At 66.5% G+C, this 22616-nt stretch carries 19 protein-coding genes; 11 read left to right on the forward strand and 8 right to left on the reverse strand.

The window, feature by feature from the left end; genetic code table 11:
- Positions 1-32: 32 nt before the first annotated feature.
- Complete coding sequence (locus ACWIKC_RS02840; RefSeq protein WP_454598618.1) at positions 33-386, forward strand: hypothetical protein; 354 nt, start codon at positions 33-35, stop codon at positions 384-386.
- A 209-nt stretch (positions 387-595) separates the two neighbouring features.
- Positions 596-982: a hypothetical protein gene (locus ACWIKC_RS02845; RefSeq protein ID WP_454598619.1), complete on the forward strand. Its 387-nt coding sequence runs from the start codon at positions 596-598 to the stop codon at positions 980-982.
- On the opposite strand, the gene ACWIKC_RS02850 is transcribed toward ACWIKC_RS02845, so the two are convergent.
- Together ACWIKC_RS02850 and ACWIKC_RS02855 are read right to left on the reverse strand one after the other, a co-directional pair.
- Positions 979-2616, reverse strand: coding sequence for a GIY-YIG nuclease family protein (locus ACWIKC_RS02850; RefSeq protein WP_454598620.1), 1638 nt, complete (start codon positions 2614-2616; stop codon positions 979-981). The two genes, ACWIKC_RS02845 and ACWIKC_RS02850, sit on opposite strands and share 4 nt — an antisense overlap.
- 14 nt (positions 2617-2630) lie before the next feature.
- On the reverse strand, positions 2631-3323 hold the full coding sequence (locus ACWIKC_RS02855) for a DUF2726 domain-containing protein (protein ID WP_454598621.1): 693 nt from the start codon (positions 3321-3323) through the stop codon (positions 2631-2633).
- 102 nt (positions 3324-3425) lie between these two features.
- On the opposite strand from ACWIKC_RS02855, the gene ACWIKC_RS02860 reads away from it, so the two are divergent.
- Entirely contained in the window at positions 3426-4169 is a 744-nt protein-coding gene (locus ACWIKC_RS02860; RefSeq protein WP_454598622.1) for a hypothetical protein, read from the forward strand.
- A 140-nt stretch (positions 4170-4309) separates the two neighbouring features.
- On the forward strand, positions 4310-4879 hold the full coding sequence (locus ACWIKC_RS02865) for an EF-hand domain-containing protein (protein ID WP_454598623.1): 570 nt from the start codon (positions 4310-4312) through the stop codon (positions 4877-4879).
- A gap of 19 nt (positions 4880-4898) precedes the next feature.
- On the opposite strand, the gene ACWIKC_RS02870 is transcribed toward ACWIKC_RS02865, so the two are convergent.
- The gene (locus tag ACWIKC_RS02870; protein ID WP_454598624.1) at positions 4899-5828 is read right to left on the reverse strand and encodes a GGDEF domain-containing protein; all 930 of its coding nucleotides are present in this window, start codon (positions 5826-5828) and stop codon (positions 4899-4901) included.
- Between the two features lie 401 nt (positions 5829-6229).
- Between ACWIKC_RS02870 and ACWIKC_RS02875 the strand changes: the two genes are divergently transcribed.
- From ACWIKC_RS02875 to ACWIKC_RS02905, 7 genes are all read left to right on the forward strand, one after another.
- The gene (locus tag ACWIKC_RS02875) at positions 6230-8116 is read left to right on the forward strand and encodes an ABC-F family ATP-binding cassette domain-containing protein (protein ID WP_454598625.1); all 1887 of its coding nucleotides are present in this window, start codon (positions 6230-6232) and stop codon (positions 8114-8116) included.
- Positions 8117-8465: 349 nt separating this feature from the next.
- Complete coding sequence (locus ACWIKC_RS02880) at positions 8466-9452, forward strand: calcium/sodium antiporter (RefSeq protein ID WP_454598626.1); 987 nt, start codon at positions 8466-8468, stop codon at positions 9450-9452.
- A 49-nt stretch (positions 9453-9501) separates the two neighbouring features.
- Positions 9502-10239 (forward strand): carbonic anhydrase, encoded by a 738-nt coding sequence (locus tag ACWIKC_RS02885; protein ID WP_454598627.1) that lies wholly within the window; start codon positions 9502-9504, stop codon positions 10237-10239.
- A gap of 303 nt (positions 10240-10542) precedes the next feature.
- Positions 10543-11628, forward strand: a complete 1086-nt coding sequence (locus ACWIKC_RS02890) for an efflux RND transporter periplasmic adaptor subunit (RefSeq protein ID WP_454598628.1) — start codon at positions 10543-10545, stop codon at positions 11626-11628.
- Positions 11618-14719 carry an efflux RND transporter permease subunit gene (locus ACWIKC_RS02895; protein ID WP_454598629.1) on the forward strand — a complete coding sequence of 1034 codons (3102 nt, stop codon included), beginning with the start codon at positions 11618-11620 and terminating at the stop codon, positions 14717-14719. The genes ACWIKC_RS02890 and ACWIKC_RS02895 overlap by 11 nt, the downstream gene beginning before the upstream one ends.
- Complete coding sequence (locus ACWIKC_RS02900) at positions 14719-16110, forward strand: efflux transporter outer membrane subunit (RefSeq protein WP_454598630.1); 1392 nt, start codon at positions 14719-14721, stop codon at positions 16108-16110. Before ACWIKC_RS02895 ends, ACWIKC_RS02900 begins: the two co-directional genes overlap by 1 nt.
- Before the next feature lie 111 nt (positions 16111-16221).
- Entirely contained in the window at positions 16222-16431 is a 210-nt protein-coding gene (locus tag ACWIKC_RS02905; RefSeq protein ID WP_454598631.1) for a hypothetical protein, read from the forward strand.
- On the opposite strand, the gene ACWIKC_RS02910 is transcribed toward ACWIKC_RS02905, so the two are convergent.
- The 5 genes from ACWIKC_RS02910 to ACWIKC_RS02930 form a co-directional block, all read right to left on the reverse strand.
- On the reverse strand, positions 16432-16878 hold the full coding sequence (locus ACWIKC_RS02910; RefSeq protein WP_454599427.1) for a YaiI/YqxD family protein: 447 nt from the start codon (positions 16876-16878) through the stop codon (positions 16432-16434). It lies immediately after the preceding gene.
- 11 nt (positions 16879-16889) lie between these two features.
- Positions 16890-18758, reverse strand: a complete 1869-nt coding sequence (locus ACWIKC_RS02915) for a DEAD/DEAH box helicase (protein ID WP_454599428.1) — start codon at positions 18756-18758, stop codon at positions 16890-16892.
- Between the two features lie 201 nt (positions 18759-18959).
- Entirely contained in the window at positions 18960-19595 is a 636-nt protein-coding gene (locus ACWIKC_RS02920) for a glutathione S-transferase family protein (RefSeq protein ID WP_454598632.1), read from the reverse strand.
- Positions 19596-19683: 88 nt separating this feature from the next.
- Positions 19684-21549 carry an acetyl/propionyl/methylcrotonyl-CoA carboxylase subunit alpha gene (locus ACWIKC_RS02925; RefSeq protein WP_454598633.1) on the reverse strand — a complete coding sequence of 622 codons (1866 nt, stop codon included), beginning with the start codon at positions 21547-21549 and terminating at the stop codon, positions 19684-19686.
- 36 nt (positions 21550-21585) lie between these two features.
- Complete coding sequence (locus ACWIKC_RS02930; RefSeq protein ID WP_454598634.1) at positions 21586-22608, reverse strand: phytoene/squalene synthase family protein; 1023 nt, start codon at positions 22606-22608, stop codon at positions 21586-21588.
- Positions 22609-22616: the final 8 nt, after the last annotated feature.

Below are 22616 nucleotides of genomic sequence, written 5' to 3' on the forward strand. Positions count from 1 at the left end.
CGACCGGGGCAGGCTGCGACAGGGGAGCGCCCATGGCCGAGACCGATGCGAATGCGATACTCGACGACCGGCGCGAACGCCGCCGGCTGCCGCTGATCGGGCTGGCCATCTCGGCGCTCTATGTCGCGGGCGTGACGCTCTACCTGGTGGTGCAGGGCCAGAACCCCGCCGATCTCCGGCTCAACGAGCTGGGCGATTTCCTCGGCGGGGTCTCCAGCCCGCTCGCCTTCCTGTGGCTGGTGCTCGGCTTCTTCCAGCAGAGCCGAGAGATCCGGCTGAGCGGCAAGGCGCTCAACCTGCAGGCCAGCGAGATGAAGCGCAGCGTCGACGAACACCGCCGGCTGGCGGGCGGCGGCCCGGTCGAGTCCAAGGCCGGAGACGCATGATGGCGCGCGTTCCCCTGATGCTCGCCAGCCTGCTGCTAGCGGCTTGCAGCGGTGGGGAAGCTGACGGGGACGGGGGCGCGGTGCCTTTAGCCGAGCGCGCGCCAACGCCCCCCGCATCCACGCCTACCGCCACGCCCGCCCCCGCCTGGGACCTGCTCGCGAGCGGGGAGGGCAGTGCGCTGCGCTTCCCCGCCACGGGGGACCACGCGATGCTGCTGTTCTGCCCCGCGGGCGAGGACCGGCTGCTGGTCAACATCCCCGCGTTCCGCCCGATCGGCAGCGAGGAGCGGCTGAGCTTCGGCAGCGGCGCCGAGGCCCACGCGCTGGTCGCCGACACGCGCGGCGACAAGCAACGCGGCGGCGTCAGCGGCGAGGGCGCCGTGCCCGCCAATCTCGCGGCGCTGATCGCCGGGCCACTCGCGGCGGTCTACGGCGCCCAGCAAAGCGGCCCGCATCCCGCACCGCCCGCCGAGCTGGCGCGGGGGTTTGTGGAGGGGTGTGAGGGGGGAAGGTACGGCCCCGCTATTAAACTTTCCCACGGCGGGATGTCGAACCCGCTGGTTTTCCAGCGGTGGCCTCCAGGCTTCCGAGCCTAGTTCTCCGAAATCTCCGCCGATGCTTCGGTCAGCACTTCCTCAATGCAAGAGCGTATTTCGCGATAATCAACCTGGAAAAATTCTCGCCTCTTATTGACGCGGAACCGTGAGAGTCGCTTATGAACTTCAAACTCAATCGCTCGTGGGTTATACACGAGCCAATCTTGTACGACGGCAAAGCCGTCGGGTTGCCCCGATGTCCCGCTTAATTGGCCCGCTCTGTCTTCTGCTTCTTTTGTTGTGAAGCCGATTTTAAAAGTGTTGCGAGGATGCTGAGCGTTTCGTAAGACATAAACCGTGCCGATATCGGAGCTTTTACCAACTGTTACGTTGATTGGTTTATAAACTTTAGATTTCGTATGGGTAGTCTCGTACCACGACTCGTGAACTTCCACCCAAGTCTTGCCAAATATCTCATTGCCGTTTCTGTCCTTGCCATGCGCTGTCGCCGCCAAGGTTTTCCAATATCCTCTAGACTCTATCTTCAGATTTTGAGGACTAACCGCATATTCCTTACCGCTGCCTACCTCAACATCTAGGGATGCTACATCCACGTAGTTATCAACCTCGGCTATCGAAAGTGCCTTCTTAATCTTCTTCGCCACTGAGGATTTTGATTCGGTACGAAGCTGAGTGGGGTATCTAACAATGCTAACTTCATCATCTAGCTCGACCAGCCTGTTTTGAAATCTAGGGATTTGCTCAACAAATTCGATGATGGGTAGGTATTCAATGAGTCGCTCCAGAGATGAAGCGATAGCAATGTCATCCATCCCCATAATCCTCATGTCGTTTAAAACGTTAGGATCATCTGTTATGACATCGAAATTATCTTTCTTTTCGTGAAGTATGTACCTCGCTTGCGCGGCACCTTCCTTTACATCTATTCTAGACATAACGATTAAAGGAACCATATTGCTTCCTTCAATGATCTCTATATCACTTATGTCGATCTCACCCATCTCTTCAAGAAAAGACTTACCTGGGTAGGTCTTCATATCTGCTTGATCGATTTTTCCAACCGATAATTTATCAACCTTCCTTCCAAAGAGAGAGACGATGGACAGTTCGGAACCCTCTCTTACAAAGGCTGCGCCATGAAAGGTTAGAGGAAAAGATCCTAGAGTAATATCGGTATATCCGCCGGCAACATGATACTCAAAGACTGTGAGCTCTTCGGCGACATCAATCAGGGATGACAGCATGTGATCTGACGAAGGGTCAGTGAGGCTTTCAAGAATCCTGTCCAAATTTAGTGAATAATGCTTCTCCGGTAATAGGCGAAGAACTAAGGATTTTTCGTCGGGCTCTACGAACGCGTTGAGAATATTGAAGGAGTTTGGCTGCTTGTCGCCTTGCCCCTGAAACAGCCTACCATTGTACTCCATAAGGAAGTCCCGAAGGTAGCGATCGATAAAGATTCCCGGACCATTCAAGCGGTAGCACGCCGCTAGAGCAGATGCTCGTTGGTTCGCCTTTTTTGCGATACGACGTGCGTCTTTATCTCCCTCGTGAAGGGCCTTTAACCTATCGAAGATCGGCTTATGCCGAGGATTTTCCTCGTGCAGACCAACACTTGCGCTATATCTTGCGATGCGTTCGGCTCTCGCGGCAGATTTATCACTTCTTTCCATATGTCTTTAATGCGTCAACGAGGCCGTATTCTCAATTGCAAATCACCAGGTTCGCTTGGACGATCCACCAACCTCTCCACCAACGCCCTCAGCTCGCCCGGCGTCGTGTGCCCGGCGACCACCTCGTGATAGCCGATCCCCGCCTTGCGCAGCGCTTCCTTCTTCACCGCGTCGCGCGCGGCGGTCGAGGTGCTCAAATGGTGGCCCGAACCCTGATATTCGAGCGCGTGGACCACGCGGCAGTGCTCGTCCATCAGCGCGAAATCGACGCGTTTTGAATTGATTGCGCGGAAGGCTTCGTCGTGGGGGCTGGCGAGGAATTCGCCCAGGCTCACCTGCGCCATCACCTGCCAGCCGGGGTTCCGCGCGATCACCGCTTTGTCGAGCGCGGCGAACACCTTGGCCTCCGACTTGTTGAGCAGGCTGCGCGCGGTGAATGTCGCCCGGCTGACCGCCTTGAGCTGGTCGGCGGCAAAATCCGCCGAGCCGGCTTCGGGCGATTTTGCAGCGTCGCCCCCGAACTGGCCATGGCGCTTTCCGTTGCGCGACGCGCCCTTGGCCGCGTTGCGCCCGCGCCAATAGGCCTTGCGCCGCTCGCGGTCGGCGCTGGCCAGCACGCGCTCCAACGCAATCCCGATTGCCGCGCCCAAGGCCAGCACGATGAACAGCGCCAGCGGCCGGTCGAGCAGGAAGTTGACGGTTTCCATTCGGGCGAACCTATCGGCAAAAGTTTGAAATTCGTTGAAGCGCCCCTAGCCCCCGCAAAAACCATTTTCCTACAGACCCCCATTTGTGGCTTATCCTGTCGGATGAAGCAGACACCGCCCCGCACTCCGCCCCAAGCCCACCGACGCGTTGCCGCACCGGCGCCCGCTCCCGCCCCGACAACCCCCGCCGCGCTCGCCAGCGGTCTCTCGCTCCCCGTGCTCGCCGCGGCGCAGGCGGCTTTGCCTGCGGTCAAGCGTCGCCGCGCCGCAATCGGCAGCCGCGGGCCGCGCTGGACCAAGGCGCGGCAGGCCGCGTTTCTCGCCGCGCTGGCCGAGACGCATTCGGTCGCCGAGGCGGCGCGCGCCGTGGGGATGTCGCGCCAGTCGGCCTACCGGCTGCGCACGCGGCTGCGGGGCGAGCCCTTCGCGATGGCCTGGGACGCAGCCTATGCGTCCGCGCCGCACAGCCTCTATCGCGCCGCGCTCGAGCGCGCGATCGCCGGGGTAGAGGTGCCGCATTACGCCAATGGCGAGTTGGTCGGCACTTCGCGCAAGTTCGACGAGCGGCTGACGCTCGCGCTGCTCGCCATACCCGCGCCCGCGCGCGCCGCGCTGGGGTTCGACACGCCCGGCAGCCGCTACAACCCCGACGATTTTCGCACCCTGCTGCTGCGCGTCGAACACGGGTCCGAGCGCTTCGAGGCGTGGGACACCGAGCGCGCGCTCCGTGCGGACGAGGCCGCAGAGGATTTTGACGACGAATGGGAGGAGGATCGGGAGCAGCAACCGGAGGACGAGGGGCAGGGTGCCCCCCTTACCCCCGATCTGTCACCCGGGGATGAATAACATACCCAAATTCAATGGCTTGGTCGCGGAGCGAGGGTGACACAGCTGTCACCCATTGTCACCCTCGCTGTTGCGAGCGCGCGCATGGCAGCGGGCCAATTTGCTTGACCCTCCGCCACGCTTGCCGTTTGTTCGGGTCCATGGCTCATTGCAAGGATAACAGCCGCATGCCCGCCCGCGCTCCGATCGCCCGCGTTCTGGCCGCCCGCGTTCTCACAACCGCCGCTCTGGCGCTTGGCGCCGCCACCGGGGCGCATGCGCAGGACGCGCAGGACGCCCGGGACGCCCAGGACGGGGGGCCGCCGACGACCACCGAGCCGCTGTCGCGCGCGGCCTTCATCGCGCAGATGGATGTCGAGTTCAAACGGCTCGACGGCGATGGCAACGGCATGGTGACGCCCGAGGAAATCGTCGCTTCGCAGCAGGCGGCGGCGCAGGCCGAAGCCCTGCGCCAGAACCGGATCATCTTCCAACGGATCGACACCGACGGGGACAATCTGCTCACTGCGGAGGAGTTCGCGGCGCTCGCCAACCCCTCAGCCATCCCCGTCGATGCCACCCCGCTGATGACCCAGTTCGACACCGACCGCGACGGGATCATCACGGTGGTCGAATACCGGATCGCCACCCAGGCCAATTTCGACCGCGTCGACTCCGACCGCGACGGGGTGGCGACCGATTCCGAAATGCGCGCCGCCGGGATCCGGTAAAACGGGCGAGTCCGCGCGGCTAGCCGGCAGACATCTCCACGCCAACTCCCTCGGGCGAGGCTGTGCCACTGTCGTTGTCCGCGCCCAGCGAGCCCAGGTTGCCGAACTGGATTCGCCCGCGGCCCGCGTGTTTCACCTCGTACATCAGCCGGTCGGCGGACTGGATGATGGCGTCGGTATCGGGATAGTCGGCCGGGGGGAGGATCAGGCCACCCGCGCTGGCAGAGAGGTCGTAGGGCAGTTCGTCGACCGCGCCGAGCATGTTGGCCTCGAAGCCGTCGATCCGGTCGCAGCCGTCGGCGTAGCGCAGGAAGACGAGGAATTCGTCGCCGCCGACCCGCGCGATGTGATCCTCGCTCAGCAACCGCGCCTTGAGATTGGCCACCAGCTGGCACAGCACCGCGTCGCCCGCCGCATGGCCGAACTCGTCGTTGACCGCCTTGAAGTGGTCGAGATCGATGAAGATCAGCGCGGTCGCGCGGTCGTCTTCGCGCGCCTCGAGAAGTTCGCTGCGGAGCATCCGGGCAAAGCCGCGCGGGGTCAGCGCCCCGGTCAGGCTGTCGACATTGGCCGCGCGCTCGGCCGCGACCAGTCGACGGCGAACCCCGATCATCCCCTCGCAGAACACCAGCGCGATCGCGACCAGCGCCAGATCGGACAGATCGGGCTGGGACCGCAGCACGCCGACGAGCAGGCACAGCGCCACGGCGATTGCCAGCGGGCGTGCGGTTTTCGGCTCGTTGAGCAGGCAGGCGATACCGGCGAGCAGGATCACCGCCACGGCGAGCACCGGGGTGGGGCCGAACAGCGCAATCAGGGCCGAAAAACCGGCGAGCGACACCAGGATCGTCACGGTGGCGGCGCGCGACCAATCGTCGCGCGGGGCGCGGCGCGAACGCCGCCGGGCAGGTGGTGCGCTTTCCCTAATCTCGATCTTCTCGTGGCGCATGGATCCCTCGTCAATTTCGAAGGCTTAGCACCCGGTTCGAGGCGAGGATTGGCGATTTGCGACGTCCGGTCGAGAGGAGCGATTGAGTGGGGCGATCGGCAACGGGCGAACTGCGCGCCGCCATTCCTGCGCCTAACGGGCGGACATGCTCGCATTCTAGAGACGCAACACCCGATGGCTGGCGGGAGGGCTGCTGCTCACGCTGTTTTCGTCCTTCGGACGGACCTTCTTCAGCGGCCTGTCGGGCATCTCTATCCTCAAAGGATTCGCGCATCCCGACGGCGAGTTCGGGCTGATCTACATGGGCTACATGCTCGCCAGCGCGGCGACTCTGAGACGCGCAAGCGCCCGCATGACGAGCGCCGCATGACAAGTGGGGCGCGCATTGCTATCGGGCCGCGATGCTCAATCTGAATGGTATTACGGTCCGTCTCGGCGGCAATGCGATCCTCGACGGCGCCAGCGCAGCGCTGCCCACCGGCGCGCGCGTCGGGCTGGTCGGGCGCAACGGCGCGGGCAAGTCCACGCTGATGCGGGTGCTGACCGGCGAGATCGACCCCGACGACGGCGAGATCGAGATGCCCAAGAAGGCCCGGCTCGGCTATCTGGCGCAGGAAGCGCCGGGCGGGGCGGAGAGCCCGTTCGAGACCGTGCTCAGTGCCGATCTCGAGCGGACCCGGCTGCTGGCCGAAGCCGAAGGGCTGACCGATGCCGAGCGGCTCGCGGACATCCACGAGCGGCTCAACGCGATCGATGCCCATGCCGCGCCCGCGCGCGCCGCGAAGATCCTCGTCGGACTGGGGTTCGACGAGGAAATGCAGGCGCGCCCGCTCGACAGTTTCTCGGGCGGCTGGCGGATGCGCGTCGCGCTCGCCGCGCTGCTGTTCTCCGACCCCGACCTGCTGCTGCTCGACGAGCCCTCGAACCACCTCGATCTCGAGGCGACGTTGTGGCTCGAAAGCTTTCTCAAGGCCTATCGCGGCACCATGCTGGTGGTCAGCCACGAGCGAGACTTGCTCAACAATGTGGTCGATCATGTGCTGCATCTCGATCACGGGCAGACCACGCTCTACCAGGGCGGCTACGATGCCTTCGAGCGCCAGCGCAGCGAGCGGATGGCGCAGGCCGAGGCGACGCGCGAGAAACAGTTGGCGCAGCGCGCCAAGCTGCAGAGCTTCGTCGATCGCTGGGGTGCCAAGGCGCATACCGCGCGCCAGGCGCAGAGCCGCATGAAGGCGCTGGCGCGGATGCAGCCGGTCGCGGCGGCGCTGGAAGACCCCAGCCTGTCGTTCGATTTTCCCAGCCCCAACGAGATGCGCCCGCCGCTGATGGTGCTGCAGGGAGCGGCGGTCGGCTATGTCGAGGATCAGCCGATCCTGCGCGGGCTCGACATGCGGATCGATCCCGACGACCGGATCGCGCTGCTCGGGCGCAACGGCAACGGCAAGACCACGTTGGCGCGGCTGCTCGCCGGACAGCTCGAGCCGATGGCGGGCGAAATCGTCGCCGGGGGCAAGCTGCGGGTCGGCTATTTCACCCAGTATCAGGTCGAGGAGCTCGACGGCAGCGACACGCCACTGCAGCATATGGCGCGGCTTATGCCCGATGCAGCCCCCAAGATCGTGCGCGCTCAGCTTGGCCGGTTCGGCTTCTCGGGCGAGCGGGCGATGCGCGAAGTCGGCAAGATGTCGGGCGGCGAGCGCGCGCGGCTGGCGCTGGCGCTGGTGACCCGCGACGCGCCGCATATGCTGATCCTCGACGAGCCCACCAACCACCTCGATGTCGATGCGCGCGAGGCGCTGGTGCAGGCGCTGGGCGCGTATGAGGGCGCGGTGGTGGTGGTCAGCCACGACCGCCACATGCTCGAGCTGACCGCCGACCGGCTGATGCTGGTCGATGGCGGCACCGCGACCGAATTCGACGGCAGCCTCGCCGATTACACCGATCTCATCCTCGGGCGCGATCCGAAGAAGAACCGCAAGCAAGCCGATGCGCCGCCGCAGGGTGGGCGCAAGGAGGCGCGCCGCGCGGCGGCGGAAGCGCGCGAGCAGACGCAGGGCCTGCGCAAGACCGTCAAGACGGCAGAGGCCGAGATCGCGAAGCTCGAAGCGCGCAAGACCGAGCTCGACCGCGCGATGTTCGATCCTGGCTCGGCCTCGAAGCAGGATGCCGATCGCAGCATGACCGAGCTGATGAAGCTGCGCGCCGATACGGTCGCCGGGATCGAGGCCGCCGAGACGCGCTGGATCGCGGCATCCGAAGCGATCGAGGGGGCCAAGGCCGCCTGACGTCTTGGCTCCGGCGCGGTCGTTGGCGGCGCGGCTCGGACGAACGGAATCGCCCGCAAGAACCCGGGACTTGAAACCGGCGCCGCTTTTGCCTATCTGGCGTGACGCGGACCGGGCCCCTCTGGCGCGCGCTTATAAAGCGCGCGTGATGTCGGACCGCATCGGACAACCGATGCATGCAAGACCCGGGCTCTTTTCCCCTGACCTGCGACACCATTGGCTGCCGATTGTGAATGTCACGATTAGGGAGAATTGCGCCGATGCGCCGCAGCCACGCGACCACCAGGACTGAACCGACGAATCCGGTGGGTGGGTCCGATCGCGCCATCCACCTCCGCGAGATACAGCCATGATCGTCACCTTCTTGATGGTGATTGGCGGGTTGGTCCTGCTCGTGGTCGGCGGCGAGCTGCTGGTCCGAGGCGCGGTCGCGCTGGCCGAGCGGCTGGGCGTCACCCCGCTGGTCATCGGCCTGGTGATCGTCGGCTTCGGCACTTCGATGCCCGAGCTGGTGACCAGCGTCGAAGCGGCGATGGCGGGTTCGCCGGCAATCGCCTGGGGCAATATCGTCGGCTCCAACATCGCCAACACTCTGCTCATCCTGGGTGCCGCCGCGGTGCTCGCTCCGATCGCAATCCGGCAGGGCGCGGCTCTGCGCGACACCGGCGTGGCGCTGGTCGCCACGCTGGCGCTGGCAGGTATCGCCTGGACGGGTCTCTCCGGACTTGGACTGGGCCTTGCGCTGCTCGCATCGCTGATCGTCTATGTCGCCTATTGCTATCGCGAGGAGCGCACGCAGGCGCCGGCCGTTGTCCACAACGCGCCCTACGATCGTTCGCTCGCCCTCGAGATGACCGATCCCACCCTCCACCAACCGGCCAGTCCGGGATGGCTGCGGCCCGTCCTGCTGACTCTCGCCGGGCTGGCAGTCCTGATTGTCGGAGGCCGGCTGCTGGTCACCGGCGCGATCGATCTCGCGCAGATGGCGGGGCTCAGCGAAACGCTGATCGGTCTGACCATCGTGGCGATCGGCACCTCGCTTCCCGAACTGGTCACTTCGGTGATCGCGGCGCGCAAGGGAGAGCCCGAGGTCGCTTTCGGCAATGTGGTCGGCTCCAACATCTACAATATCCTCGGCATCGGCGGGGTGACCATGATGGTCGCACCCGACGCGATTCCCGCGGACCTGCTGCCTTTCGACATCGGGATCATGGCGCTCTCCGCAATCGCGGTGATGGCGCTGGCGTGGTTCCTCTCGGGTGTGACCCGCATCGCCGGGATCGCGCTGCTGCTGGGATACGCGGCCTTCATGGCGTTGCTGGTGACCACCGGATAGCCACCGTTTCTCGACCCTACGACTTTCATCAAGCCCAAGGAGTGAAGACATGAATACCAGACGACAGATACTCGGCGGCACCGGCGCGCTTGGTGCGGCGGCCCTGGTCGGTGGCGGCTCCAGCCTCGCCGCCGCGCCCGCGGGAGGCACCGTCTTGCCACCCGCCCCGCCGGCAAGCGAACTGACCCCGGCGCAGGCGCTGGACCTGCTGCGCGAAGGCAATGCCTCCTTCCTGCGCGGCGAACAGCCCAGCGGGATCAGCAACGCCCAGCGGCGGCTCGATCTGGCCCGCGGCCAGGCACCTTTTGCTGCCTATGTCACCTGTTCGGACAGCCGGGTGCCGCCCGAATTGCTGTTCGGTCGCGGCCTCGGCGAATTGTTCATCATCCGCAATGCCGGCAACACCGTCGATACGGTTGCGCTGGGCTCGATCGAATACGCCGTCGCCGTCCTCGAGACGCCGCTGGTGGTGGTGATGGGCCATCAAAGCTGCGGCGCGGTTGCCGCCGCCGCCAAGGTGGTCACCGAAAACGCGACCTTCCCGGGATCGATCGGCCGGATGGTGGAGCCGATCATTCCCGCCGTGCTCCAGGCCCGCAGCGAGGAAGGCGATCTGGTCGACAATTCGGTGCGCGCCAACGTTCGCCGCGTCGTGCGCCAATTGCGCGAGCAGACCGATCCGATCATGCTCGATCCCCAGCGGGACGGGCGGCTCTGGGTCGTTGGCGCCTATTACAAGCTCGATACCGGCGAAGTCGATTTCTTCGATCTTCCGTCGGCAAGCTGATTGGGCCCGGTCCGGCGGGGGGAGGTCGCGCCTGCCGGACCGGGGCTTTCGCTGCGCGGTGGCGAGCAGCGCGAATACGACGGTTTGAACTGCTTGGTTCGATTACAGTAACGAACTTTCTCATCCAGAGCGAAGCGAGGCCTTGCAGGTCTCACGCAACCCCACATAAAGATCTGTATCGAAAAGTTTTTTGGGCCGGGCTGGCCCCGATGCCAAGCTGGTCCCGTGCAACTACCCGGTCCCGTTACAGTGACTAGCCTTTTACCGCTTTCTCGCCCGGTCCTTGTCCGATAGGTGGCCCGAATGCCGATACACCTCGCGCGCGCTGCGGCCGTATTTTCCTGCTTCATGATGGTCGCGTGCTCGAATGCCGAGCCCGAGGCGGAGCGCGATCCCGTCCCGGTAGTGGCGCAACCGATCCGCATGCTTCCCGAAGTGCTGGAGATCGAGGCGATCGGCTCCGCACGCGCTGCGACCTCGGCCGAAATCTACCCCGAGACCGCCGGGCGGGTCACCGCGGTGCTGTTCTCCGCCGGCGATTTCATCCGCGAAGGCGCACCCTTGTTGCGGCTCGACGCCAGGCAGGAACAGCTGTCGGTCGATGCCGCGCGGGTGCAGGTGCGCGAGGCCGACCAGCTGCTGGGCCGCTATCGCCGGATCGAGGACACCGGCGCGATTTCCGAAAGCCAGATCGAGGCGGGCGAGACCGCGCTCGCCTCCGCGCGAGTAGCGCTGCAACAGGCGCAGACTGCGCTGGCAGATCGGGTTATCCGCGCACCGTTCTCCGGCCATGTGGGGCTGACCGAGATCGACCGCGGCGACCGGGTCAATGATTCCACCCCGATCACGCAGATCGACCAGCGCGGCACGCTCTATGTCGATTTCCCCGCGCCCGAGGCGGTGTTCAACGCGCTGCGTCCCGGCCAGGTGGTGCAGGTCACGCCCTTTTCCGATCCGGCACGCACGATCGACGCCAGGGTCGTCACGACCGACAACCGCATTTCGCAGGACAGCCGCGATTTCATCGTCCGCACCGCGATCCCCAATTCGGACGATCAGCTGCGTCCGGGGATGAGCTTTCGCGTGGTCTTCACCCGCAATGGCGAGACCCGCGCCGCGGTGCCCGAGCAGGCGATCGTCTGGGGCGGCGAAGGCTCGCACCTGTTCGTCGTGCGTGATGGCAAGGCAAGCCGGGTCCCGGTCACGATCACCGCGCGCCGCGAAGGGCTGGTGTTCGTCGATGGAAGGGTAAGCGGCAGCGACCGGGTGATCGTCGAAGGCGTCCAGAAAGTCCGCGAGGGGCAGGAGATCAGGCTCGTCCAGCCTCGCGGTGCCCCGCCGCAGGAGGTCCGCGTCCGTCCAGCGGCGCCCGCGACCGATGGAGAATAGAACCGACCTTCCCATGCTGGCGGTCAAGCGGCCGCTGCTGATCGGCGTGCTCAACCTGCTGATCGTGATCGCGGGGATCGCCGCGCTCATGGGGGTGGAGGTTCGCGAGCTTCCCAATGTCGATCGGCCGATCGTGTCGGTCACCGCCAGCCTGCCGGGCGCGGCGCCCGAAACCATGGATTCCGAGGTGACCAGCCTGCTCGAGGATGCGGTCGCGCGGGTCTCCGGCGTGCGCCAGATCAGCGCCTCGAGCGAGGAGAACAATTCGCGCATCCGCGTCGAGTTCAATCCCGGCGTCGATCTCGACACCGCTGCTTCGGATGTGCGCGAAGCGGTCAGCCGGGTGACCCGCGAACTGCCCGACCGGGTCGAGCAGGTGAACGTGGTCAAGGCGGACCAGGACGCGCAGCCGATCATGACGCTGGCGGTGCTCTCGACCCGCTACGATCAGGCCGAACTGACCCGCATCGTCGAGAACGACATCATCCCCGAACTGCTGACCGCCGACGGCGTTGCCAGCATCGAGGAATTCGGCACCAGGCCCCGGCAGATGCGGGTTTCAGTGGATCCCGCGCGGCTCAACCGGTTCGGTCTGACCATCACCGATGTCGCTGACGCGCTCACAGGCGCGCCCTACGACGTGCCGGTCGGCTCGTTCCGCTCCGATGCGCAGGAACTGGTGGTCCGCGCCGAGGCGAGCGCGGTCAGTCCCGAGCTGATCGAGAATGTGATCGTCTCGGGCACCACCCGCGTGGGCGATGTCGCCCGCGCCGGTTTCGCGCCGGCCAATGCGACCAATTTCGTCCGGCTCGACGGGCAACCGATCATCGGGCTGGGCGTGGTGCGGCAGGCGAGCTCGAACACCATCGAGATCTCGAGCGCGATCCGCGACGGGGTCGAGCGCATCAACGAACGGTTCGATGGCGTGCGCATCGAGGTCGTCTCCGACGATGCCGAATTCATCCGCATCTCGGTGCGCGAAGTGCTGATCACGCTGGGCTTCACCATCGCGGTGGTGATCGGGACCATGCTGGTGTTCTTCCGCGCGCTGCGCCCGACCATCGTCCCCAGCGCGACCATTCCCGTGGCGCTGGTCGGGGTGGTCGCGGCGATCTGGGCGATGGGCTTTTCGGTCAACCTGCTCACCCTGCTGGCGCTGGTGCTCGCCACCGGTCTGATCGTCGACGATGCCATCGTGGTGCTGGAGAACGCGCAGCGCTTGCAGAACAAGGGGCTGGGTCGCCGCGCCGCTGCGGTGGTCGGCACGCGACAGGTGTTCTTCGCGGTCGTCGCGACCACGGCGGTGCTGGTTTCCGTGTTCGTCCCGATCGGCTTCCTGCCATCCGAGGTGGGGCGGCTGTTCCGCGAATTCGGGCTGGTGCTGGCCATCGCGGTGATCATCTCCTCCTTTGTTGCGCTGTCGCTGGTGCCTGCGCTGGCGGCGCGCTTCGATCTCACCAGCGAGAAGCAGGATTCGGGCCGCCTCGCGCAATGGGGCGGCAAGGCCAGCGGCTGGTATTCCAGGCAATTGCATCGCTGCCTCGACCGCCCGCGGCTGGTGGGTATCGTCTCGGTGGTGCTCGCCGGACTGGCCGGGACGCTTTATTTCCAGCTCGAAAACGAGCTCGTGCCCGACGAGGATCGCGGCGTGATCACCGTCGATGCGACCGGGCCCGACGGGGTCGGGATCGCCTTCATGGATGGCGAGCTCGACGAGGTCGAACGCGTGCTGGAACCCTATCTCGACAGCGGCGAGATCGAGAGCACCTTCTCGATTGTCGGCCGCTACGATCCCAACCGCGTGCGCGTCACCGCGCAGCTGGCCGGTTGGGACGAACGCGACCGCAGCCAGACCGCGATCGTCGAGGAGTTGAACCCACAGCTGCAGGAAATTCCCGGCTCGCGCACCAACGCCCGCGGGCGCGGCACGCTCAGCTTCGGCGGCGGCGGCGAAGGGATCGAGGTTGCGCTGACCGGGGCGGAATACGACAATATTTTCGAATCGGCGCAGGCGCTCGCCTCGGCGATCGATACCCGGTCGGACATCCTCTCCAACGCCGAAATTTCCTACCAGCCGACCCAGCCGCAGCTCTCGGTGCGGGTCGATCGCCAGCGCGCTTCCGATCTCGGGGTCGATCTCGACGATGTCGCGCAAACCTTGCGTGCGATGGTCGGCGGCGACGATCTGGTCGATCTCAACGTCGGCGATCAGGCCGTGCCGATCTTCCTGACCGCGCAGGCGGTCGCCATCACCAACCCCAATGACCTGCGCAATCTCTATGTCCGGGGTGCGAACGATGCGCTCGTCCCGCTGTCGAGCGTGACCGTGATCGAGGAACAGGGGATTGCCGCCGAACTCAACCGCACCGCGCAGCGCCGGGCGATCGAGGTCAGCGCCAGTATCCAGGCCGGAACCCCGCTGCGCGAGGCGGTGGACGAGATCGAGCGGCTGGCGGTCGACAGTGTCGCGCCCGACATCGACATGCTGTTGCAGGGCGATGCCGAGAGCCTCGAGGAAACCTCCAACGATCTGCTGCTCACCTATCTCTTCGCGCTGGTGATCGTCTTCCTCGTGCTGGTGGCGCAGTTCGAGAGCCTGACCAGCGCGCTGGTGGTGCTGCTGACGGTGCCCTTTGCGCTGGCAGCCGCAGTGTTCGCGCTGTTCCTGTCGGGCATCTCGCTCAATATCTATTCGCAGATCGGGCTGGTGATGCTGATCGGGTTGATGGCCAAGAACGGTATCCTGATGGTCGAATTCGCCGACCAGCTGCGCCACCAGGGCCGCAACGTCCGCGAGGCGGCGGAAGAAGCCGCAGCGATCCGCCTGCGCCCGATCGCGATGACGCTGATCTCGACGGTGCTCGGCGCGGTGCCGCTGATCCTCGCCAGCGGGGCGGGCTCCGAAGCGCGCCAGTCGATCGGCTGGGTGATCTTCGGCGGGCTCGGGCTGGCGGGCGTGTTCACGCTGTTCCTGACCCCGGTGATCTATCTGGCGGTGGCGCAATACGGCAAGCCGCGCAGCGTCGATCTGGCGCGCCTGCGCGACGAGATCGACAGCGTCGACGAAGACATGACGATGGCGCCCGCCTGATGCGGCTGGCTGCGTTACTCGTGCCGCTTCTGGTGGGCACGGCGCTGCTCGGCGGCTGCGCCACGGTTGCGCCCGAGCCGGTCGCGCCGCCGGTGTTCGCTCCCGCCAGCTATGCCACCGACCTGCCGCCCTCTGGGCTCGAGCAGGACTGGTGGCGGGGGTTCAACGACCCGGTGCTAGACGCGCTGATCGAGCGCGGGCTGGCCGCCAATCTCGATGTCGAAGCGGCTGCCGACCGGTTGCGCGCCGCGGAGGCGCTGCTGCGCGCCGAACGCTCGGACCGGCTGCCATCGCTCGATGGCGCAGGCGATACCGGAGTGGTGCTGGGCAGCGACAATGACGCGCTCGCATCGGCCGGGCTGTTTGGCTTGCTAGATCTCGATCTCAACGGCCGGCTGGCGGCGGAAATCCGCGCTGCGGCAGCCGATTATGCCGAGGCCGACTACCTGGCGGCGGACCGGCGCCGGCTGGTCGCCGCAGCGATTGCCAGCCAATATCTCGAATACCGCCGCAGCGGCGCGCAGCTCGAACTGGTGGAGGAATCCACCGATCTGCAGGAGCAGACGCTGCGGATCGTCACGCTGCGTTTCGAGGCCGGCCTTTCCGCCAATCTCGACGTCCGCCGCGCCGCCGCCGATCTGGCGCAGACGCGGGCGCGGCGTGGGCTGGTGGCCATCGCGCGGGCCAGTGCCGCCAATGCGCTGGCGGTGCTGGTCGCCGAGCCGCCGGGCACATTTTCGCCGCCGCCTGCACGCGACGAGACGCGGATACCCGATTACGCCATGGGTCCTTCGGTCGGAACTCCTGCCGACCTCTTGCGCCGCCGGACCGATATCCTCGCCGCCGAGGCGCGGCTGGTCCGCGCCGCCGCCGAGATCGGGATCGAGCGCGCGGATCTGCTGCCCTCGCTGACCATCCCCGGCAGCCTGGCGCTTGGCGATGGTTCGCTGGGCGGGCTGTTTTCCGACTTCCTAGTGACGCTGGGGGCGGCGATCGACCTGCCGCTGTTCGACGGCGGTCGGCGGCGCGCAGAAATCGAAGCGGCGGAAGCGCTGGCGGATGCGCGGATGGCGGAATACCGCGCTGTGTTCCTCGATGCGCTGGGCGAAGTCGAGAACGCGCTGGTGGGGATCGAGGCCTATCGCCAGCGCAACGCGGCGCTGGTCGAGGCGATCGAGCAGAGCGAGACCGCGCTGTCGCAATCCAACGCGCTCTATCGCGAGGGGCTGGCCTCGCTGTTCGACGTGCTCGATGCGCAGCGGCAGCTGATCGCGAGCCGCCAGTCGCTGATCGACAGCGAGGCGGCGCTTTCGAGTTCCTTCGTGGCGTTCCATGCCGCGGTGGGATCGGAGGGTTTTGGCCGGAGCCCGGAGCTGCCCGAAGAGGGCTGATTCGACCAACAGCTCGCAAGCGTAAACAGTCGAACCGCTTCTCGCCCTACACTGTTGAAGATGTCGAACTCGCAATGGACAGGCGGCGCGGGTGGTCGCACAGGGCTGCGCATGGCCATCACCGCAACCATCATGAACTCCGCCACCGGGCGACCCATCCAGACAATGACCTTCGGGCGGATGCCCAAACCCTGGGCGAGCTTCAACCTTACCAGCGGCGAGCTGGTGACCGCCGAGCGGATCGATGTCGGCAAGCCGGCGCCGGGCAAGTTCGTCGCCCCGATCGATATCTGGGTGACGCCGAAGAAATCCGGGGAATGACTAGCGCCGGCTAAGCCGGACGATCACCTGGTCGAGCGCCTGGAGGAAGTTCGAGCGGTCCGATTTCGCAAAGGGCGGAGGACCGCCGAGCTGTTCGCCGCCCGAGCGCAAGTCCGCCATCAACGCGCGCGTGGCGATGGCGCTGCCGATCGAATTGGCGGTGAAGGGCTTGCCATTAGGGGCCAGCACCGCGGCGCCCGCATCGAGACAGCGTCCGGCGAGCAATATGTCCGAGGTGACGACCACGCTGTCGGTCGTCGCGTGCTCGGCGATCCAGTCGTCGGCGGCGTCGAAGCCGTCGCTTACCACCACCCGCTCGACCGCGGGGTCCTCGGGAATGCGCAGCCAGGCGTTGCTGACGACCGTTACGCCCGCGCCATGGCGCTTCGCGACCCGGTAGATCTCGTCCTTCACCGGACAGGCGTCGGCATCGACCAGAACGCGCAGGCTCACCAGGGTCAGTCCTTATTGCCCTTCGGCTTGATGGTGGCGCCGCCGCTGGTCTTCACCGGACCGCTTGGACGTGGACCCTTGTTGCCCTTGTAGCCGCCGCCACCACCGGGCTTCTTGCCCTTATAGCCGCCGCCATCTGCGCCCTTGTAGCCGCCACCGCCACCGCCACCGCCACCGCCCTTGGGTCCGAAGGAATTGTTGGGCTTCTTGCCGCGATGGTGCGGCTTGGCGGGCTTGCCGCCTGCGGTGCGATGGACCCGCGCGGATTCGCGCGGCGCCTCGGAGGGTTCGATGCGGACGCCGTCCTCCTCGCTGTCGCCATCGGCGGTGCGCAGTACGGATTCGGCGAACCGTTCGGAGATCGCTCGCGGGACCTGGAAATGGGTCTCGTTGCCGCCGATGCGGATCGCGCCGACCTCGTTACGGGTGATATGCCCGCGGCGGCACAGCAGCGGCAGGATCCAGCGCGGATCGGCGTTCTGGCTGCGACCGATATCCATCTTGAACCAGACCGTGTCCTCGAAACCGGGACGATGGCGTTCCTTCTGCGCGGCCTGGCGCGCTTCGGGGGTGTTCTCGATCATTTCCTCGGGCTGCGGCATCGCCGCGCGATGCGCCCGAACCAGCGCCGCGGCGATATCCTCGGCGCTGCGCTCGTTCATCAGCCGCTGTGCCAGCGCGCGATCCTCGTCGTCGAATTCGGTGGGAGCCAGCATGGCCCCGATCAGGCGCTCGCGGTCCTGCGCACGGATGCTCTCAGGCGTCGGGGCATCGATCCACTGGGCGTCGATCTTGGCGCCGCGGAGCATAGATTCAATACGCTTGCGACGCGGGTAGGGGACGATCAGCACCGCGGTGCCCTTCTTGCCCGCGCGGCCGGTACGGCCCGAACGGTGCTGGAGCGTCTCGGCGTCGCGGGGGATCTCGACATGGATCACCAGGCTGACGCTGGGCAGATCGATCCCGCGCGAGGCGACATCGGTGGCGACGCACACGCGCGCGCGGCGATCGCGCAGCGCTTGCATCGCCTGGTTGCGTTCGGATTGCGAATGCTCACCCGACAGCGCGACCACCCCGAAGCCGCGCTCCTGCAGCGTGGCATGCAGTCGGCGGACACTGTCGCGCGTGGCGCAGAACAGGATCGCGGTTTCGGCCTCGTGGAAGCGGAGTAGGTTGATGGTTGCGGCCTCTATCTCGGCAGGCGACACGGTCACCGCCTGGAAAGAGATGTCGCCATGGCCGCGCTCGTCGCCCGCGGTGGCGATGCGCAGCGCGTCCTGCTGGTAGCGCTTGGCCAGCGTGACGATTGGCTTGGGCATGGTGGCGGAAAACAGCAGCGTGCGGCGACCGGCAGGGGTCGCGTCGAGGATTTCCTCGAGGTCTTCGCGAAAGCCCATGTCGAGCATCTCGTCCGCTTCGTCGAGCACAGCGGTGTGGAGCTGCGAGAGGTCGAGCGGGCCGCGCTCGAGGTGGTCGCGCAGGCGGCCCGGAGTACCGACGACGATATGCGCGCCATTGCGCAGCGCGCGGCGTTCCTTGGATGCGTCCATCCCGCCGACGCAGGTCGCGATCCGCGCACCCGTTCCGGCGTAGAGCCAGGTGAGTTCGCGGCTGACTTGCAGAGCGAGTTCGCGCGTCGGCGCAATCACCAGCACCAGCGGCAGTTCGGTCGCCTGATTGAAGCGCTCGAGCAGCTGCGCGGCGAGCGAGAGCCCGAAGGCGACGGTCTTGCCCGAGCCGGTCTGCGCCGAGACCACCAGATCGCGACCCGCAGCTTCGGGCGCCAGCACGGCGGCCTGGACTTCGGTGGGTTTTTCATAGCCGCGCTCGGCGAGCGCGGTGGCCAGGACTGGCGGAAGATTGGAAAAGGTCATCATGCTCACGGGGATGGGCCAGGTCGCGGGAGGCGACAGGCAGGATTGAGGGGTTTTGCGGCGAAGCGCACAGGCTTCGGCCAGCGCAGCCATTGCCGCACGGTCCATCGCCTTGGTCTGGGCCCGGGCCTATACAGCAAAGGCGCCGCTTTGGCTTCAATTGTTTTTGTCGCCCGGACGGGGGGCTCTCCCGGGCCTGCGTCAGGCGTCCGTGCTTGCCGACTGCGCCGCCGCGATCAGCTCGCTGTCGATCGCCTTGGCGCGGTTGTAGGCCGGGCGCTCGCGCAGCCGGCTCGCATAGGCTTCGAAGGCAGCGTTCGTCGGCAGCGTGCCGAACGCCAACCCCCAGTCGACCTGCGCGCCGACATAGACATCGGCGGCGGTGAAGCGCGCGCCGCAGACGTAATCGCGGTTCTCCAGCCAGCCCGCCAGCGCATCGACCACCAGCTCGAAATGGCCATAACCGACCATCGCCTGTTTATCTTCCGGCGCTTCCCAGCCCATCGAGCGATTGATCACCGCCTGTTCGAGCGGCCCCGCAGCGAAGAACAGCCAGCGGTAATAGGCGGCGCGTTCGTCCGCGGTCGGGGCAAGGCCGGCCTCGGGGAAGGCCTCGGCGAGATAGGCGCAGATCGCCGCGCATTCGGTCACCGTATTGCCGTCGTGGACGATGGCGGGGACCTTGCCCATCGGATTGACCGCGCGATACTCCGGGCCCTTCATCGCCTCGCCATATTCCACCAGGCGCTGCTCGTAAGGCGCGCCGGTCTCCTCGATCATCCAGCGCGCGATCTGCCCGCGCGACATCGGGTTGGTGTAGAAAATCAGCTCGGCCATGCCATCCTCCCGGCGACTCGCGACTCCTGGAACATACAATGAACGTGGGTGCAGTCCAGCAGCGTTTGAGAGCCCGGTCGGGGCGCGATCACTCCGCGGGTTCGACCACGGCGAGCACGGTATCGACCTGCACCTGCGCACCCTCGCTGGCAGACAGCGTGGTGACCGTCCCGTCGAACGGGGCGGTCAGCGCGTGTTCCATCTTCATCGCCTCGAGCACCAGCAGCCGGTCGCCCTTCTTGACCGCATCGCCCTCGGCGACATCGACCGCGATCACCTTGCCCGGCATCGGCGCGACAATCGCGCCATCGCCCGCCGAGGCTGCGCCCGAGCCGCGCGTCGCGAGCCCGAACTCATGCGCCTGGCCTTCGTGGAAGACCACCACGCGGTCGGCATCGGCGAAACCGGTCAGCGGTTCGAACGGCGCCTGCCCGGCGGGGTCGACCACCTGGCTTTCGCCATCGCGGGTCAGCGCGACCGACAATCGCGGCGCGCGGTTGAGGCGGAAGCCCGCGAGCGGATCGCGATAGGCGCCCGCCGCCAGCAGCACCAGTTCGGCGGCAGCAGCGCGGACCGAGGGGTCGGGTTCCCCATCGGCGATCAGCGCCTCGCCCTTGTTCTCGATAAACCCGGTGTCGAGACGAGCGGCGGCGAAATCGTCGTCGCCCAGCGCGTTGGCGAGGAAGGCAGCGTTGGTGCGGACCGGCCAGATCTCGACCCCGTCGGCCATCGCCAGCAGCGTGTCGATGGCATCGTCGCGGGTCTCGCCCCAGGCGACCAGCTTGGCGACCATCGGGTCGTAGAAGGGCGAAATGGTGTCGCCCTGCTCGACCCCGGTCTCGATCCGGCCTGTGCGGCCCAGGTCGAGATGGTCGAGCCGCCCGGTGCTGGGGAGAAAGCCCCGGGCCGGGTCCTCGGCATAGAGCCGCGCCTCGATGGCGTGGCCCTGGATCGAAAGCTCGTCCTGCGCCAGCGGGATCGGCTCGCCGCTCGCCACCAGCAGCTGCCATTCGACCAGATCGACCCCGGTGATCTCCTCGGTCACCGGATGCTCGACCTGCAGCCGCGTGTTCATCTCCATGAAGAAGATGCGGTCGGCGCGCAGGCCTTCCGAAGCGTCGGCGATGAATTCGATCGTGCCCGCGCCCTCGTAATCCACCGCTTTGGCCGCGCGGACCGCGGCGGCGCAGATCTGTTCGCGCGTGGCTTCGTCCATGCCCGGGGCGGGCGCTTCCTCGATCACCTTCTGGTGGCGCCGCTGGAGCGAGCAGTCGCGCTCGAACAGGTGGATCACATTGCCGTGACTATCGCCGAACACCTGCACCTCGATGTGGCGCGGGCTGGTGATCCATTTTTCCAGCAGCACTTCGTCGTTGGAAAAGCTGGCCTTGGCCTCGCGCCGGCAGCTGTCGAGCAGTTCGGCGAAAGCGGCGGGGTCGTCGACCTTGCGCATCCCCTTGCCGCCGCCGCCCGCGACCGCCTTGATCAGCACCGGATAGCCGATCGCCTGCGCTTCCTTGGCGAGCCGTTCGACCGACTGGTCCCCGCCCTCGTAGCCCGGCGTCACCGGGACCCCGGCGGCGCGCATCAGCTTCTTGGCGGCGTCCTTGAGACCCATCGCGCTGATGCTGGCGGGCTTGGGTCCGACCCAGATCAGCCCGGCATCGATCACCGCCTGCGCGAATTGCGCGTTCTCGGACAGGAAACCGTAGCCCGGGTGGATCGCCTCGGCGCCGGTTGCCTTGGCCGCCGCGATGATTTTCTCGCCGCGCAGATAGCTCTCGGCGGCGGGGGAGGGGCCGATATGCACCGCCTCGTCGGCTTGCCGGACATGCAGCGCGCGTGCATCGGCGTCGGAATGGACCGCGACGGTGGCGATCCCCATCAGCCTCGCGGTGCGGATGATGCGGCAGGCGATTTCGCCGCGATTGGCGATGAGGAGCTTGGTGATCATGCCAGCGCGCTAGCCGCCCCATGACCGCGCATCAAGCTACCAGCCCGCGACCGGGCGAAAGTCGTGCCGCGTCCAGGTGATGGGCACATCGGGTCCGGCGGGCCGATTGACCAGCGCCTGGCCGAGCGCGCGTACTACGTGCCAGAGTTTTTCGCGCCGCGGCACCACCACCCGGCGGTCCCACGCCAATTGCCCGCGGTTCAGGACCTTGCGTCCGATCGCGCCATAGATATTGGCCGCCGCCAGCACCGCCCAGCGCTTGCGGAAGCCGAGCTTCGCCGCGCCCAGCCGCGCTGCGGCTTCGTATGTTTCCATCATCCCGATCAGGCGCGGCATCAGGCTGGCGAGCATGAAGCGGTTGTGCGGCTTGGCGTGCTCGCCGGGGGCGAAATCCTTCTCCGCCAGCCACTCGGCGGGGAGGTAGCAGCGCCCGGCGGCATCATCCTCGACGATATCGCGCGCGATATTGGCGATCTGGAAGGCGAGCCCGAGATCGCAGGCGCGGTCGAGCGTTTCGCCGTCGTCTTCGGGCACGCCCATCACCCGCGCCATCATGATCCCGACCGCGCCCGCGACGTGGTAGCAATAGCGCAGCATGTCGCGCTCGTTCTTGGGGGTGAAACCGCCCGCGTCGAGCGCGAAGCCGGAAATCACGTCGCTGGCCATTTCGGGCGAGAGGTTGCACTCGTCGGCGACCAGCCCGAAGCCGTCGAAGGCGGGGTCGGCGGTGGGCTGTTCCTCGAAGGCGCGGCGGGTGAGCACGCGGATCGCCTGGACGCGGTCTTCCGCGCTCTTGGCATCGCCCTGATCGCCCAGCGGGCCGCCCTTGTCCTGATTGTCGGCGATGTCGTCGCAGCGGCGGCACCAGGCGTAGAGCAGCCAGGCACGTTCGCGGGTGCGGCGGTCGAACAGCTTGGAGGCGGCGGCGAAGCTGTGCGAGCCTTCCTCGATCGCCGCGCGCGATTGCTGCACCAGCGAGGCGCGATTGCGCCCGCCACCCGCCACCGCGGGCGTGGTGCGGATGTAGCTCGAGGGGGCGAGGGGGCGTTCCTTGCTCAAGGCTGGGC

The organism is Qipengyuania sp. SM2507 (assembly GCF_053714505.1).